This window comes from Corynebacterium sp., from assembly GCF_030530965.1.
Taxonomy (GTDB): domain Bacteria; phylum Actinomycetota; class Actinomycetes; order Mycobacteriales; family Mycobacteriaceae; genus Corynebacterium.
In genome coordinates this window covers 1-15,701 of sequence record NZ_JAUMTY010000053.1, presented here as the reverse complement: position 1 = coordinate 15,701, position 15,701 = coordinate 1, and the positions used below count along the sequence as shown (strand labels likewise).

11 protein-coding genes are annotated in these 15,701 nt (G+C 58.4%); 6 read left to right on the top strand and 5 right to left on the bottom strand.

The features are described from left to right. Window positions 1-2,267 (bottom strand): ATP-dependent Clp protease ATP-binding subunit (locus Q3981_RS09005; RefSeq protein ID WP_303125445.1); only part of this gene is annotated, 2,267 nt, incomplete at its 3' end. A 724-nt stretch (window positions 2,268-2,991) separates the two neighbouring features. Between Q3981_RS09005 and Q3981_RS09000 the strand changes: the two genes are divergently transcribed. Then, window positions 2,992-3,756: an SDR family NAD(P)-dependent oxidoreductase gene (locus tag Q3981_RS09000; protein ID WP_046202149.1), complete on the top strand. Its 765-nt coding sequence runs from the start codon at window positions 2,992-2,994 to the stop codon at window positions 3,754-3,756. Window positions 3,757-3,831: 75 nt separating this feature from the next. Beyond that, on the top strand, window positions 3,832-4,419 hold the full coding sequence (locus Q3981_RS08995; RefSeq protein ID WP_303125441.1) for a tRNA (cytidine(34)-2'-O)-methyltransferase: 588 nt from the start codon (window positions 3,832-3,834) through the stop codon (window positions 4,417-4,419). A gap of 37 nt (window positions 4,420-4,456) precedes the next feature. Here the strand turns inward: Q3981_RS08995 and Q3981_RS08990 are convergent, their stop codons facing one another. Beyond that, window positions 4,457-7,789: an error-prone DNA polymerase gene (locus Q3981_RS08990; RefSeq protein ID WP_303125439.1), complete on the bottom strand. Its 3,333-nt coding sequence runs from the start codon at window positions 7,787-7,789 to the stop codon at window positions 4,457-4,459. Between the two features lie 442 nt (window positions 7,790-8,231). On the opposite strand from Q3981_RS08990, the gene Q3981_RS08985 reads away from it, so the two are divergent. The 3 genes from Q3981_RS08985 to Q3981_RS08975 all read left to right on the top strand — a co-directional run bounded on the left by Q3981_RS08985 (window position 8,232) and on the right by Q3981_RS08975 (window position 11,034). Next, window positions 8,232-9,122: a MetQ/NlpA family ABC transporter substrate-binding protein gene (locus tag Q3981_RS08985; RefSeq protein WP_012731000.1), complete on the top strand. Its 891-nt coding sequence runs from the start codon at window positions 8,232-8,234 to the stop codon at window positions 9,120-9,122. After that, window positions 9,122-10,264 (top strand): methionine ABC transporter ATP-binding protein, encoded by a 1,143-nt coding sequence (locus tag Q3981_RS08980; RefSeq protein WP_303125435.1) that lies wholly within the window; start codon window positions 9,122-9,124, stop codon window positions 10,262-10,264. The genes Q3981_RS08985 and Q3981_RS08980 overlap by 1 nt, the downstream gene beginning before the upstream one ends. 140 nt (window positions 10,265-10,404) lie before the next feature. Continuing rightward, window positions 10,405-11,034, top strand: a complete 630-nt coding sequence (locus tag Q3981_RS08975) for a methionine ABC transporter permease (protein WP_231725426.1) — start codon at window positions 10,405-10,407, stop codon at window positions 11,032-11,034. A 52-nt stretch (window positions 11,035-11,086) separates the two neighbouring features. On the opposite strand, the gene Q3981_RS08970 is transcribed toward Q3981_RS08975, so the two are convergent. The 3 genes from Q3981_RS08970 to Q3981_RS08960 are packed head-to-tail and all read right to left on the bottom strand — an operon-like array spanning window position 11,087 to window position 14,815. Next, entirely contained in the window at window positions 11,087-12,193 is a 1,107-nt protein-coding gene (locus Q3981_RS08970; RefSeq protein WP_303125432.1) for a sucrase ferredoxin, read from the bottom strand. Window positions 12,194-12,224: 31 nt separating this feature from the next. Next, the gene (locus tag Q3981_RS08965) at window positions 12,225-13,946 is read right to left on the bottom strand and encodes a DNA polymerase Y family protein (protein WP_303125429.1); all 1,722 of its coding nucleotides are present in this window, start codon (window positions 13,944-13,946) and stop codon (window positions 12,225-12,227) included. After that, entirely contained in the window at window positions 13,943-14,815 is an 873-nt protein-coding gene (locus tag Q3981_RS08960; protein ID WP_303125427.1) for a hypothetical protein, read from the bottom strand. Before Q3981_RS08960 ends, Q3981_RS08965 begins: the two co-directional genes overlap by 4 nt. A 434-nt stretch (window positions 14,816-15,249) precedes the next feature. Here Q3981_RS08960 and Q3981_RS08955 point away from each other — a divergent pair. After that, a partial coding sequence (locus tag Q3981_RS08955) for a hypothetical protein (RefSeq protein ID WP_303125425.1) occupies window positions 15,250-15,701 on the top strand: 452 nt, incomplete at its 3' end.

Sequence of the window (15,701 nt, the reverse complement as noted above, 5' to 3'; positions counted from 1 at the left end):
CGGTTCACCAGCAGGTCGACCATCTGGATGATCTGATCCTGGGTGAGCTGGTGGAACACGACGATGTCGTCGATACGGTTGAGGAACTCAGGGCGGAAGTGCTTCTTCAGCTCGTCGTTGACCTTCGACTTCATCCGCTCGTAACGGCCCTCTTCGTCGGTCTCGCCGACCCCAGAGAAGCCCATTCCTACGGCCTTCGAAATGTCGCCGGTACCCAGGTTCGAGGTGAAGATCAGAACGGTGTTCTTGAAGTCGACCACGCGGCCCTGACCGTCGGTGAGCCGGCCATCTTCCAAGACCTGCAACAGCGTGTTGTAAATCTCGTTATTGGCCTTCTCAATCTCGTCGAAGAGCACCACGGAGAACGGCTTGCGGCGGACCTTCTCGGTCAGCTGGCCGCCCTCTTCGTAGCCGACGTACCCCGGAGGCGCACCGAAGAGGCGCGACGCGGTGAACTTGTCGTGGAACTCGGACATGTCGATCTGGATGAGGGCATCGTCTTCCCCGAAGAGGAATTCCGCCAATGCCTTCGACAGCTCGGTCTTGCCGACGCCGGACGGGCCGGCGAAGATGAACGATCCGGACGGGCGACGCGGGTCCTTCAGGCCGGCACGGGTGCGTCGGATAGCACGGGAGACGGACTTGACTGCATCTTCCTGGCCGATAATGCGCTTGTGGAGCTCTTCCTCCATGTGCAGCAGCCGGTCGGATTCTTCCTCGGTGAGCTTGAACACGGGGATGCCGGTCCAGTTCGCCAGGACCTCCGCGATCTGCTCCTCACCGACTTCGGCGACGTCTTCCAGTTCACCGGAACGCCACTGGCGTTCTTTCTCCTCGCGCTCTTCGCCGAGCTTCCGCTCCTGATCACGCAGGCCAGCGGCCTTTTCGAAGTCCTGATCGTCAATAGCCGCTTCTTTTTGCTTACGGATCTTCGCGATCTTCTCGTCGACCTTGCGGAGGGACTCCGGCGCGGTCATCCGCTTGATGCGCATCCGCGCGCCAGCCTCGTCGATAAGGTCAACGGCCTTATCCGGCAAGAAGCGATCGTTGATGTAACGGTCAGACAGCGACGCAGCTGCAACGAGGGCAGCGTCGGTAATGGACACATGGTGGTGTGCCTCATACTTCGGGCGCAGGCCCTTCAAGATCTCGACCGACAGCTCGACGGACGGTTCCGGAACCTGAACAGGCTGGAAACGACGCTCCAAGGCGGCATCTTTTTCGATGTGCTTCCGGTACTCATCCAGCGTCGTCGCACCAATGGTCTGGAGCTCGCCGCGAGCCAGCTTCGGCTTCAACAGCGACGCGGCGTCGATGGCACCTTCGGCGGCACCCGCACCAACAATGGTGTGGATCTCGTCGATAAAGAGGATGATGTCGCCGCGCTGGTTAATTTCCTTAAGAACCTTCTTCAGGCGCTCCTCAAAGTCACCGCGGTAACGAGAACCAGCAACAAGTGACCCCATATCCAGGGAATACAGCTGCTTGTCCTTCAAAATCTCCGGGACCTTGCCATTGACAATGTCCAGAGCAAGGCCCTCGACGACGGCGGTTTTACCAACGCCAGGCTCACCGATCAGGACCGGGTTGTTCTTGGTCCGGCGGCTGAGGACCTGCATAATGCGCTCGATCTCTTTTTCACGGCCGACGACCGGGTCGAGCTTGCCATCCTTCGCTGCCTGGGTGAGGTTGCGGCCGAACTGGTCAAGGACCAGCGAGTTGGACTTGCGCCCCGACTCGTTGTTGGACGAACGCCCTAACGTGGCCGAACCGACGCCAGCGCCGGCAGGCTCGCTTGTTCCCGGCTCCTGGGACTCGTCGCCCTGGCCTTCGTAGCCCGACAGCAGCTGGATAACTTGCTGGCGGACGCGCGGAAGGTCTGCCCCTAATTTGACGAGCACCTGGGCGGCGACGCCTTCACCCTCGCGGATGAGGCCAAGCAAAATGTGCTCCGTGCCGATGTACTTGTGGCCTAACTGCAGTGCCTCACGCAGGGAAAGCTCCAGGACTTTCTTCGCGCGCGGGGTAAAGGGAATGTAACCGCTGGGTGGCTGTGATCCCTTACCAATGATGTCTTCTACTTCGCTGCGGACAGCCTCGCGGGAAATTCCCATCGACTCGAGAGCTTTGGCAGCGACGCCTTCACCCTCGCGGATGAGGCCGAGCAGGATGTGCTCTGTACCGATGTAATTGTGATTTAATGCCCTAGCTTCTTCCTGGGCGAGCACAACCACACGACGGGCGCGGTCGGTAAACCTCTCAAACATGTACTGTCCTTCGCGTTGAAAAATAAGCGTTGTCCGGCCGTTGGGTTCTTTTCTCCGGGACGGTGGATGCTCACCGAACTGGATTGCAGACACACCAGCGACTTATGGTTTCACACCACTGTAACGGCTGGGCCGGACATGAACTTCCCCTTGGCGGAGATTACTTGCCCGAAAACGTCGAAAAAGGGACATCAGATATACTGCTACACCTTTATTTATGCAGGTCAAACACATTGTCGACGGCTGCTCAGACGTGCGTACGCCGGGAGCGAACATGGCGATATGAGGCCCAAAATCGCACGATCGGCGCCACCCCCCGTCCGAACTCACCGCGACGGCGGCTGCGGGGTTCCCCGGCGCTGGCTAAAGTAGCCCAACATAACGATCGCGCTTCAGCGCGCACAATTATTAATCGACATCACCACGTGGGAGACACATCATCATGATTCGGAAGAAATCGGCTTCGCCCCGTCCCGACGACTCAGAGGGCTTAGGAAACTCCGGCGGCGCTGAAGGTACGGATAGCTCAGCAGGCGCCGATAGCGCTTCTACCCCGACGTCCTCGACGAACGAGACGCAAGGATCGCATTTCGACCGCGCCGAGGCCACCGCGAACACCACCGACACCACGGGCGCGCGCCAGGATCAGAGCGTCACCGCATCATCGTTGAATGTGAAATCAAACGCCGGCCAGAGCGTCGTCGAAACGGAACCGCATGGTTTTATTTCTGTCGATTTAAGCGGACGTACCGCCGTCGTCACTGGGGGTGCCGGCGGGATTGGTGCGGCCGCGGCGCGGGCGTTGGCGGCGTCGGGCGCGCACGTCATCGTCGCTGATTTAATTGGTCAGGATACCGACGGAACGGTGGATGATATCCACGAACTCGGTGGTTCCGCGGAAGTGTGGGATGTGGATTTGCGCGACCATGAACTTCTGGCCGAGATGACTCTGGATTGCGATATTTTGGTCAACTGTGCAGGTTCGCAGGTCATTGCCCATATTGAGGATTACGAACCGGCGGACTGGGATCGGATTATCGACACCATGTTGACTGCACCGTTTTTGCTGACGCGGGCGGCGCTCCCCCACATGTACGAGGAAGAGTGGGGGCGCATTGTGAATGTGTGCAGCGTGCATGGGCTCCGCGGGTCGGAGGGGCGCGTGGCCTACACGTCCGCGATGCATGGCCTGGAGGGGTTGACGAAGGTCACGGCGATTGAGGGTGGGCCTCACGGTGTGACCGCGAATTGTGTGAACCCCGGTTTTACGAGGACTGCGCAGGTTCAGAAGCAGATCCGGCAGCAGGCTGCGCTGCATTGGCTCCCCGAAGATGAAGTGGTAGAAAAAGTGCTGCTGAACCGTAATTCGATTAAGGAAATGGCGACGGTGGATGAGGTCGCAGCACAGATTATTTGGTTGTGCTCCGACTATGCCCGCCTGATTACCGGCTCTAGCTTGTCTATCGACGGTGGTGCTACGGCTAGCTAAGCGGCAGTGAGCACGTTAGCGAGTTAGGCTCAGTGGCAGCGGGAATCGGCGGGTCGAGGGTGAGTACGGTAATCCATGATGAGTGAAGCTGATGTGAATTCGGTGCGCGATCTTAATTCGGTGCACGATCGGGCCCATGGGATAGCGCGTGCGCTGGGCGAGGACACGATCCGCAACCCTAACCCTCCTCTTCATGTTGTATTTGACCAGCCGGTGATACCTCCGAACACTGGCAATGCGATCCGCATGTGTGCAGGTGTGGGGGCGCATCTGCATTTGTGCGAACCGCTGGGGTTCAATTTGGAGGAAAAGAATTTACGACGGGCCGGGCTGGACTATCACGACTTGGTAGACGTGACTATTCACCCCAGCTTGGACGAGTGTTTGACGACGCTGGGCGCGGGGGCGCCGGATGGGCCGAAGGTGTATGCGTTTACGTCGCATACCTCGGTGCGTGTGGACACTGTGCCCTACCAGTGGGGCGATGTGCTGCTTTTCGGTTGTGAACCCACCGGCCTGAGCGCTGAAGCGTTGGCTGATCCTCGGATTACGAGCCACGTGCGGATCCCTATGCTTCCCGGGCGCCGGTCGATGAATTTGTCGAACGCGGCGGCGGTGGGCGCTTATGAAGCGTGGCGCCAGCTCGGCTACCAGGGCGTATAGGTGGGCGTAATAGTGCTTGCCCGGGGCGTATAGGCGGTCACCGGAAATCTCGTGATGGTCCGGCAAGGGCCGCTCCTCCCAGTGAGGTGTCCAGAGAGTCGATGCGGTCTGCCACGACGGCGACGGCCCCGGCTGCGTTGTGGACGATTCCCCGTATAGCGACCATCCGTGATGTTTGGGCTACCGTTCTGTAGCGCGTCCAGCACCCGGGGGACACTGTGATGTTCGCAAGGCCTGTTTCATCTTCCAGGCCGAGGAAAACTACGCCTCCTGCGGTTCCTGGCCGCTGACGGTGTGTGACTGTCCCCGCGACGGTCACACGGGTGGAGTCTTCGCACGACGCCAACTGGGTGATGGATACGATCCCCGCATTGTCCAGGTGTTTTCTCAGTAGTTCGACGGGGTGGATATCGGCTGTGATGCCCGTCGACGCTATGTCCGCCGCGGCGAGTTCAAACGCGCTCATCCCCGGTAGGGACGGTATCGAGATTTCACTCATCCCAGGGAGCATGCCGGGTCGTTCATGAGCCGCAATTCCCGCAGCCCACAGGCCTTCGCGCCGGTCAATCCCCATGCTGCGAAGCGCACCGGCGGTGGCAAGCGCCTCCACCTGGGACACACTGATTCCCGCCCGGCGCGACAGATCCGCAATTCGCGTAAAGGGGCCGCCATCGTGACGGGCCTGAACGACAGCCTGTGCCCCACGGGCACCGAGCCCCTTCACAGCGCCGAGTCCCAGCCTCAGACTGTTGGCGGCGCCGGGTTCCAGGTCAGGGTTGTCAATGGCGTTGGCCTCCACGTCGGAGTGGTTGACGTCGATGGGGAGAATCTCGACGCCGTGGCGTCGGGCGTCGGCAATGAGCGACTGTGGGGAGTAAAACCCCATGGGCTGGGCTCGGAGGAGGGCGACGCAGAATTCCGCCGGGTAGTAGCGCTTGAACCACGCGGAGAAGTAGACGATCGACGCGAAGGATTGTGCGTGGGATTCGGGGAAACCGTAGGCGGCGAAGGCGATGATTTTCTTCCACAGCGTGGTGATGGTGGCCTCATCCATGCCGTGTTTCTCGCGGCAGCCGCGGGCGAAGCGTTCGTGGAGCTGTTCCATTTTCTTGGCGGAGCGCTTCGACCCCATGGCGCGCCGGAGGGCGTCGGCCTCGACGGGTGTGAACCCTGCGGCGTCGACGGCGACCCTCATGACCTGTTCCTGAAACAGCGGGACACCCAGCGTTTTTGCTAGCGCGTCCTTGAGGCAGGGGTGGTCAAAAGTGACTTCTTCCTCACCGTTTCGACGTCGAATGTAGGGGTGGACCGAACCGCCTTGGATGGGACCTGGGCGAATGAGGGCAACCTGGACGACGAGGTCGTAGAACTCGCGTGGCTTGAGCCGGGGCAGGGCGGACATTTGAGCACGGGATTCCACTTGAAACACGCCCACAGCGTCGGCCCGGGCGAGCATGGCGTACACCTCGGGGTCATCGAGCCCGAGTTGCCACAGGTTCACTGTTCGTCCGCGGTGGTCGCGAACTTGGTCGATGGCGTGATGGATGGCTTCCAACATGCCGAGCCCGAGGAGGTCGAATTTGACGAGACCTCCGCTGGCTGCGTCGTCTTTGTCCCACTGGATGATGGAGCGGTTCTCCATTCGTGCCCATTCGACGGGGACGACGTCGGCAATGGGGCGGTCACAGATCACCATTCCGCCCGAGTGGATCCCCAGGTGGCGGGGCTGCCCGCGGAGTTGATCGGCAAGGGTTGCCACATCCTTGGGAGCATCATCGAGACCACGCACCCATGCGTCGATGCGGCCGGGTGAATACCCCAGGGCGCGGGCTGCATCGCGGAGGGCTCCTCGTCGTCGATATGTAATGACATTAGCCACCTGAGCAGCGTTTTCTCTGCCGTACTTGTTATAGCAATACTGGATAACTTCTTCCCGACGGCCCGACTCAATGTCCAGGTCAATGTCCGGGGGGCCTTCCCTTTCCGGGCTGAGGAAGCGTTCGAAGAGAAGATCGGCAGCAACGGGATCAACATTGGTAATTCCAAGAGCAAAGCACACCGCCGAGTTGGCCGACGAACCTCTCCCCTGCGCCAGAATATTGGCCTGGCGGCAAAAGTCGACCAAGTCCGTCACAATGAGGAAGTACCCCGGGAAATTCAGGCTCCCAATCACGTTGAGTTCGTGGTCAATTTGTGCCCACGCTGCGGGGTTATCCTCCCGCGAGCCGTAACGCACAGAGCCACGCTCCTCCACCATGTGCTCGAGCCAGGTGATTTCGGTATGCCCCTCCGGAACCGGCCAATCGGGAAGCTCCGGCGCAATGGTGGTCAGCGTGAAGGCACACTCACGGGCTACGGCAAGCGTGTTCGCCGTGAGCTCCGGATAGTCAGCGTCGAACATTTCCGCCCCACTGCGCAAGTATGTCCCACCGATGGGGTGCGTGTACGGCTCCGCATCCTCAACATCTTTCCGATACCTCAGCGCTGTTTTCGCCCCAGCTAGACGCCCACTTTTGGGCCGCGCCGCGGTGGCAGCAGAGGAATACACCGCCGCTAGACCCAGCTGTTCAGCGGCCTCCAATTGTTCTTCATGACGGTCGGCATCATCAGGGGTGAGCAGCCGGTCGAGCTCCACAACAACCCGAGGAAAATGCTCCACGAGCTCATCAAGGTGGGGCGTCCATGAATAGTCCGCCAGAATAATCCAGTGGTCACCACCGCGCCGAGCCAGCTCCTCAATAGGCGGATAGCACACCTCATTCTTCTCGCCCGTACACATGTGAGCGTCGGAAATCACGCGCGAGAGGCGTCGATACCCCTCCGCACCACGGCAGAGCACCGTTAAAATTCTTTCGTTTTTCGACGACGTAGGCTGAGGTGAATAAACCGAGCTTTGCGACGAGGGCGACGCCGACGCAGCCTGGGGTGAGGAAACAGACGGCGTCAATGTCAGCTCCGCGCCGAAAATCGTGGCGATCCCGGAATCGGCGGCAGCCTCCGCGAATTGAACAGCGCCGTACACCCCGTCACGATCCACCAACGCGAGCGCTTCGAGGCCTAATTCGGCAGCTGAATCCACCATTTCGGCGGGCGAGGATGCGCCACGGAGAAATGAATATGCCGAACATGCGTGCAGTTCAGCAAAAGGAATATGATCGCGGTGGTTAACTCCAGCACGAGGGCTCTCGTCCTGATGAGAGACCATCGTCGCCGTACCCGACCGCGCCGGAGAAACACCAGATGAAGTGGCATTTTGTGAGGGATCCGAGGAAGAAATGGGCTCGGTATCTGTTCCTGATAAGATACGCTCCAGCCGCGACCACGACAGTGGCCTGCCATTCATCGAACCTCGAGCCGTCACCCAATCCATAGCGATAGATTAGTACGCGTGTTCGATTATCGCTAGTGCGATTCCCCACACCCAAGACATCGCCTGGCAGCGCCCTATTTTTCGCACACTACCCCACCCTTCACCCCGCCAATTTCCCGTCGGCTATTGCGTCACTGCCCCATCACTCCCCCGTCGTAAATCGGTCATAATTCCGTCGCGACATGGCTTGTTACCTCGCTCATTAGGCTCAAATTTTTATATCTCTTCACAAGAAGGCAGAATGAGTCTCGACAATTAGACAGCTTGGTCTATGATTTTGGCCGTTGGGGTATCGGTTCACGTGAGCTCATCTCCACCGTCCGAGCATGGCCAGCCTTGTCTGGCCTCAACGCTGTGGCCACGAGTTAGACGCAGCGCTTTAGAGACTCGACTGACAATCGCATCATTACGACAACCACATGAATGAAGGGACACAACGATCATGGTCACATCATTACGGCGTCTCAGCGCGCTCATCCTGGCGTCCGGGCTCACATTGACCGGCGTCACCGCGTGCCATCCGCCGGGAGAAAGCGGCGGCGGATCTAACACCGTGACCATTGGTACGACCGATTCGTCGAAAACGGCATGGACCGCTTTCCGTCAAGAAGCTGAGAAAGAAGGCGTCCACTTGGATGTCCAGGACTTCTCGGATTACAACACGCCGAATACCGCGCTCAGCGAGGGCGTCTTGGACGTGAATTTATTCCAGCACATTAAATTCTTGGCGTCGTATAACGTCGAATCTAATTCGGATCTCGTTCCCGTTGGTTCGACAGAAATTGTTCCGCTCGCTTTGTTCTATAAGGGTCATACAGACATTAATGACCTTAAAGACGGAACGTCGATCGCTATTCCCAATGACAGCACTAACCAGGGTCGCGCTATTAACCTTCTCGAAGCACAACACTTGGTGACGCTGAAGAAAACAGGCCTTTTGAACCCCACCCCAGCGGACATCGATCAATCGCAATCGAAGGTCAGCGTAACACCTGTCGATGCTGCTCAAACGGCTACTGCATGGGGCGAAGGAACGCCCGCCGTCGTCAATAACACGTATCTCCTTCGTGCGGGAATTGATCCGAAGACGGCAATCGCCGCTGATGATCCCAAAGCTGAAAATGCAAAGCCATATATCAATGTTCTCGCCACTCGACCCGAAAAGAAGAATGACGAAAACATCAAGAAATTGGTGAAAGCGTGGCACAGCGACGCCGTACAAAAGGCGAATGCGGAGGATACCAAGGGTACGTCCGTATCTGTTGATCTCCCCGCTAATCAACTAGAGGATATTTTGAAAGATACTGAAAAGAAAACACGGGAGGAATCCTAATGGCATCGATTCCAACAGAGAATTCCACCCAACCAACTTCTACCGGGTCAACGTCTACCCAGCCGACGTCCGGCAGCTCCACACTCACTTTTGATGACCGCCCGACGGATCACGGCACCCGCGTGGAGTTCCGCGATGTCACCAAGACGTTCAAGCAGGGCAAACGCGATACTCACGCGCTCAATGGCATTTCTCTCACCGTCGAGCCGGGCGAGATCCTGGGCGTTATCGGGTATTCCGGCGCGGGTAAATCCACGCTGGTTCGCATGATTAACGGTTTGGATCGGCCCACCTCGGGGTCGGTCACGCTGGGTAGCACCACGATCACCGATCTGCCGGAGCGCAAACTCCGTGGCCTGCGCAAGAACATCGGCATGATTTTCCAGCAGTTCAACCTGATGAATTCCCGCACGGCCGCTGCGAATGTGGCGTACCCCCTAGCGCTGGCCAAGGTTCCGCGCTCTCAGCGCTCGAAGCGTGTGAAGGAATTGCTCGACTTCGTCGGTTTGGGCGATAAGGGCAAAAACTACCCTGACCAGCTCTCGGGCGGGCAGAAGCAGCGTGTGGGAATTGCCCGTTCGTTGGCAACCGATCCTTCGCTTCTTCTTGCCGACGAGGCAACGTCGGCACTGGATCCGGAAACCACTCAGGATGTTCTGGATTTGCTGCACAAGGTGAACCGGGAGCTCGGGATCACCATTGTTGTGATTACTCACGAAATGGAAGTTGTTCGTTCCATCGCGGACCGCGTCGCGGTGATGGAAAAGGGCAAGGTCGTCGAATATGGGCCGGTGCACGAGATTTTCTCGCATCCTCGTGAGGAAGTGACCAAGCGGTTCGTCGCGACTGCTCTTCGCGATACTCCCGAGGGCCGCGAGCGTGATTCGCTGCTCACGGAGGTTGCTGATAATCCGCGTGAGCGGCTGATCACGGTTCGTGTCGACGATGCGCGCGATCTGAGTTCGGCGTTTGCCCTGGCTACCGAGCGGAATGTGACCGTCGGATTCGTGCATGGGGCTGTGAATAATATCCAGGAGCATTCGTTTGGACGGTTGACGGTGAAGCTGACCGGGCCAGAGGACGGCGTCAAGGATGTTGTTGCTCGTCTTGCCGAGTTAACCGAGTGTGAGGAGATCAACTAATGGTCAGCGTAGCGTTACATACTGCCGACGCCCTGGCTGGCGTGGGCTCATCAATTCACAATGCTGTGGCTCACAGCGCCGTGGCGCGCGATCTCGTTCTCGCGGCGGGAACGACGGACTGGGACAATCTGAAGCCCACGATGATCACAGCGTTTTGGACGACGCTGTGGATGGTAGGGTGGACGATCCTTCTGGGTGGTCTGTTTGGCCTGATCATCGGCGTGTTGTTGTATGCGTCGAGGTCGTCGGGTGTGTTGGCTAATAAGCCTTTGTATTGGACGCTGAATATTTTGGTGAACATTATCCGCCCGATACCGTTCATCATTTTGATTGCGGCGGCTGGTCCTCTGACGAAGGCTGTGATGGGGACGACGATCGGCACGGAAGCGGCCACGTTCGTCATGGTGATTGCTGCAACGTTTGCGGTGGCCCGCATTGTGGAGCAGAACCTGGTGAGTGTTGATCCGGGCGTTGTTGAGGCCGCCCGTGCGATGGGCGCGTCGCCGCTGAAGATTTTGTGGAGCGTTGTGATCCGTGAGGCTTTGGGCCCGTTGATCTTGGGTTACACGTTCATCTTTATCGCGATTGTCGATATGTCCGCAATGGCCGGCTACATCGGCGGTGGCGGTTTGGGTGACTTCGCCATCACCTATGGTTACCGTGCGTTCGACTGGAACGTCACTTTGGTGGCGACGGTGATTATCATCGTGCTGGTGCAGTTCGCCCAGTTGATTGGTAACACACTGGCGCGGCTGGTCATGCGCCGATAGCGCAGTTGGCGCAGTTAACGCCGACGGTGCTGGTTGCGCTTAACGCGAGGGTCTAGACCTGGGTGACACGATGTGCCACCCAGGTTTTTCCATGTTTCGGGGGTTTGCCGCACGAAGCCATGACGTCCCCAGCGGACACCTGCTCGAGGTGAACAACCCACGTGTCTCCACGTGATGTCTCGACGGTTCGCCACGCGGTTTTTGGGTGGTGTTCGTCTTTTGAACTGTGAGCGTCGGGGCTGTGGTCGTCGGCCGCTATTCCTTTTTCTGCTCTTTCTTGTTCCTGATCTGTCGTTTCTCTGACGACGAGACTGCCGACGGGAACTGTGTGCGCTCCGAGTTGTTGTGCGACGGCGATTTCGGCGGTCTGCCCCGGCGCATCCCAGCAGCCGCGACCGCGCAAACCCGTGAGGTACATGTGTCCTTGCGCACTGGTTTTCACGGCGTCGATGGCCTGACCTGTGGGGATCCGCCCGTACGAGTATCCCCAAGGCAGCAGGATCATGGTCGGCGCAAAGCGGTGTCCTTTGGAGTGCGAGGTCTCCCACACTTCGTCACCGGAGAAGCACGTTTGCATTCCCGCGGCGAGGGGTCGTCCTTTGATTGCGCAGCAGCGGTCTCGTTTCCCGTGCGTGCAGACAAGCATGATCGGGTGGTTGACGCGTTCAACGGGCCGGGAGGGAAGTTCACTTCTCCCCCATGTGCCGTCGGCAAGAGCTTGGATGTCGAGGTGGAGGAGGTCTTCGACGCCGGAGATGCGCGTGGTAAAGCAGGTGCCTTGGTCTGTTCTGGCTATATAGAGTTTTCTTTCGTCGCGGAATTGCCCAGCTCTGCCGGGTTTTCTGATGAACTGCATTGATGCGCCATTGTCTTTAAGGACTTTCTTGAGGGGCGCGGTGAGGTCCCCCAAGACATCGTCATCCATAATGTCCCGGCCCCACCCTTTGAGATATTCGACCGCCAGGAAAAGCCTCATGGATTTGGCCGTGCCGGGGAGAGCTTCGTTGCCAAAGTCTGAGCATCGCATAGTTTTCCACGCTTCGTCGGCCTGGTTGGTCTCAGCACCCTGACGGGCTGAACTCGCGCGCTGTGCACTTATTTGCTCCGCTGCCTTGTCTTGCGTGGCTTGTTCCTCCATGTGCCCTTCCTTGGTGGTCATAGAGCATGAGGGTACCCGCGTACTGCGTGGTTCACCGATATACGCCTTCAATTCGCCACTTCTTTCCTCGGCAGATGAGTAGTAAACCGCTGGGTTGGTTTGTGGTCACTTGTAGTCGTGCGAAGCGACGTCCTTGTGCCCACCATTGTTCATCGACGGGCCAGGGTCCGGACCATCCTGTGATGTCATAGCGTTTAGTTCCCCATGCCACACAAGCTGGCTGGGCACTGAGTAGTGAGCGTCCTGTCACGATAATGTCGTGGCCGTCTTCGTCGAGAAGAGAGACTCCGCTCGCAGGGTGTGCAGCACTAGGCCCACGTTCGACGCGTTTGGTGACTGGAATGGGGGCCGGGAATTGACCTGGCCACGCATACGCGCTACTCGGGAGATCGGGGGCGGATTCACCCACGGGGACAAGCGCGATGCGGTCCTCAGGGCCGCGCCCACCTTTCAGCACAGGAGTGCATACTCTGTCTGGTCCCAGCATTGTTTGCACCCGAGCTAATGCGGCATGGGCAGCATGATCTTCCTTGGCACCCCATAAACCACGCATGGAGCTGCTTGTCGTTTCAATGGGGTCAAGGGTGAGTTCGCATACGCCCACACCGACTGGGGTTGCATCGACCTCGATGTCAGTAGGTGTTGCGGCGCTATTCGACGCACCCGATTCATGTTCGGATTCCCCGGCTGTGGCAGCAGCACGCGACACAAAACGGTGAAGCCATCCTTCCAGTTGCCACCGCACTCGCTGGGCAATGGCGTGCTCGGTGAGCTGGTCAGTGCACCGCCATACTCGTTCCAATTCCTGATCCCCATCGGGGGTGCGAACAAGTGCTCGTATAGCAACACGCAAGCATATTTGTCCTCTATCGGAGAGTTGATCGTGAAGATCTGCCGCTAGACGACGACCAATAAACGCGACCGTATCGGAGCGGGACTCGGGCGAATCGCAATGATGCGTAACGGCCAGGTCACTGCTGTTTTCTTGGGGAGCTAGCCGCCGCGATGGAGTGCCACGGGCGATAGACCACCACCACAAGCCCTCTGCTCCAAAACGAGACGACACATCTCGCCGTGATAGGTCCGCCCAGTCCTTCATGCGTGTTATGCCCATTTTCTCTAGGGTGTCCACGAGTTCTTGGGGTTGGCCTAATGCTTTGTCCTCGCACAATGTTCGTACAGGTAGCCCGGCCAAGAAATCTGCATCGTGCCCCTCAGGGATAGTCATCCCCCGCCGAGCAGCGAACACCGCAGTCGGCAGTGTTCCTGCAGCTCCTGCGATAACGTCCACTCCCGGCCGAGCGACAGCATCAAGAACCATGGTGATCGCACGTTCTTCCGAACCGTAATATTTCACCAGCGGTGCCGACTTCACAGCAATGAGCCCGGGACGTAAAAGCTCGATACCAGCGGAAATGGAATCAACGTCGGCAACAAAGTCTTCAAAATATCTGGCATCACGGTCGTCGTCGGCGGGCATAATGTGCATCGTCGGGCACAACGACTGAGCCTGTCTGCGTTTCATGCCGCGTCGGACTCCTACATGCCGCGCCTGGCGGTCACAAACATACACACCATGCTGGTCCACCAATGCCAGTGGCCCCTCCGGAACCTCATTGTCACAGCGAGCAGCATAGAGAGGGAAATCTGGAACCCAGAGGACTATTGTTCGCTCATCCACGGGCACGCCTGACTGGTCGCGATGGGGAACATCTGCGTGCTGGCCTGCGTCAATAGAGTTATCCGGTGTCATCCTGCGGCCTCCACTGCGTTCAGATCAAGAGCTTTCACGCTCTTGCGCCAATGGTGGGTCTGCGCCGGACGGTGGTGGCGTATCGGCTGGGCGAAGGACCCCACGCCCATGTGCCATTGCCCTCGCTGGGGAGGTTGATGCCGATCCTCCACACGCATATCCACGCTCATTCCGCGAATGCGCCCGCGTCCACGGCCTAAACCACGAAAAGCGCTCACGGTTGCGTCGATACGCAAAGAAACACCAGGCCACCGCACACCGCAGACAAGAAGGGCACATCGAGACGAACGCACACGGCTCATCACTGGCCGAGCCAAGGATGGCGGCACATCTGCTTGCACCTGGCCGCAATAAATAACAAGGTCCATCCCCTCGCACAGCACACCTAGCACGCTGAGGGGATCGGGGGCGTTGATGTCCGCGTCGCCAGTAGCGTCGGGACAATCGACCACGGCGATTAACGATAGATCCCCGCCCGCATCTGAGACCGCGGCCCACAAAAGGTCGCTCAATCCGATAACAGCAACGTGTTTTCCTGCGGCGGTCACCTGGGCAATGATGTGCACCAGCGCGGTCGGACAATCCGCAATCGATGTTGCCGCGCCACGAGGAAGACCACCCAACGATGTCAGCTCCCCCAGTGGCCCCTGCAGAGAGAGAACATCCAGCATCGAACGTTCGAACGATTCTCTTTCCTCAGTATACGAACGTCGTTCAGCAGAATGCGGCAAAGAGCCGGATTCCTTGGCGTGAGGATAGTCTGGGACCGACACCAGATGCGCCATGCGCGAGCGCAGGATTTCCACCTTTTCATCATTCGAAAGTGCAGTAAGGTCCGTAGCTACTGCACCAGCTCCCGCCTGCGTCATCTTTGATCAGTCCCCACACTCAGGGAAGGATAAAAATGACCTTTTACCTGCCCATACATAAATCCACAGGATGATACAAGGAGAGATAAGCACTCCATCCACATTGCTCGCAGAGTGGACGATATACGATTTTTAGAACGTACGTACCCATAAAAATAAGCCACTATCGTCCACCTTCTTTTTCGTTGAGCGTCGGCTATACTTCATACTCATCGCACCTTCGAACCGAAGGAGCTATGAACAGTTGTACCGGTCCGCCCGGACATAAAAATCGAAAACTCGTGGAATTATCGTACACATGTTCGATATAAAAAGTCTAGGGGTGCCGCGCATGATCTTCCGCCCGACCCCACACACAAAGAAAACGCCTGGTCAATCCACCAGACCTAGGCGCACTAGCCGCTACTGATGGCCAAACAACTACCCTGAAACATATGACTAACGACGACACTCACCGCGACAACAACCGTGAAACATCCGACCACGAACTCACTGAATCCGAGTACATCACCACGGTCTCGACGCCGAATCTGGTACGCACTATCGCGTCGCTTCTCCTCGGTGGCGCCGTGGGCGTCATGGGGTTCGCTATCGCGCCGCTGCTTAAAGTCATCCTGCTCATCGTCCTCGCAGGAGCTGGGCTACTTTTCATCACTATTCACCCGTACCGACGCGACGTGAGCGCCGCCTACATGAACCGATACGGGGAATACCGGACCACAGTCCGACGGCTCATCCCCCTCTTCCCCGACTGGCTAGCCCTCATGATCCTCCCCGTTATCCCCATGCAGGGAACGTTCCTGGGCATCATCGCCTTCGTCGTAGCCAGCGTCTATAACTACCTCGTTTTCCCCTGGATCGACGGCACCGCGTACACCCAAGAACC

What these genes read in the sequence shown, in the direction of transcription:
- Q3981_RS08995 (WP_303125441.1), top strand. Translation starts at nt 3,832, where the DNA reads ATGATGAGTGAAGCTGATGTGAATTCGGTGCGCGATCTTAATTCGGTG.
- Q3981_RS08990 (WP_303125439.1), bottom strand. Translation starts at nt 7,789, where the DNA reads ATGGATTGGGTGACGGCTCGAGGTTCGATGAATGGCAGGCCACTGTCG.
- Q3981_RS08985 (WP_012731000.1), top strand. Translation starts at nt 8,232, where the DNA reads ATGGTCACATCATTACGGCGTCTCAGCGCGCTCATCCTGGCGTCCGGG.
- Q3981_RS08980 (WP_303125435.1), top strand. Translation starts at nt 9,122, where the DNA reads ATGGCATCGATTCCAACAGAGAATTCCACCCAACCAACTTCTACCGGG.
- Q3981_RS08975 (WP_231725426.1), top strand. Translation starts at nt 10,405, where the DNA reads ATGATCACAGCGTTTTGGACGACGCTGTGGATGGTAGGGTGGACGATC.
- Q3981_RS08970 (WP_303125432.1), bottom strand. Translation starts at nt 12,193, where the DNA reads ATGACCACCAAGGAAGGGCACATGGAGGAACAAGCCACGCAAGACAAG.
- Q3981_RS08965 (WP_303125429.1), bottom strand. Translation starts at nt 13,946, where the DNA reads ATGACACCGGATAACTCTATTGACGCAGGCCAGCACGCAGATGTTCCC.
- Q3981_RS08960 (WP_303125427.1), bottom strand. Translation starts at nt 14,815, where the DNA reads ATGACGCAGGCGGGAGCTGGTGCAGTAGCTACGGACCTTACTGCACTT.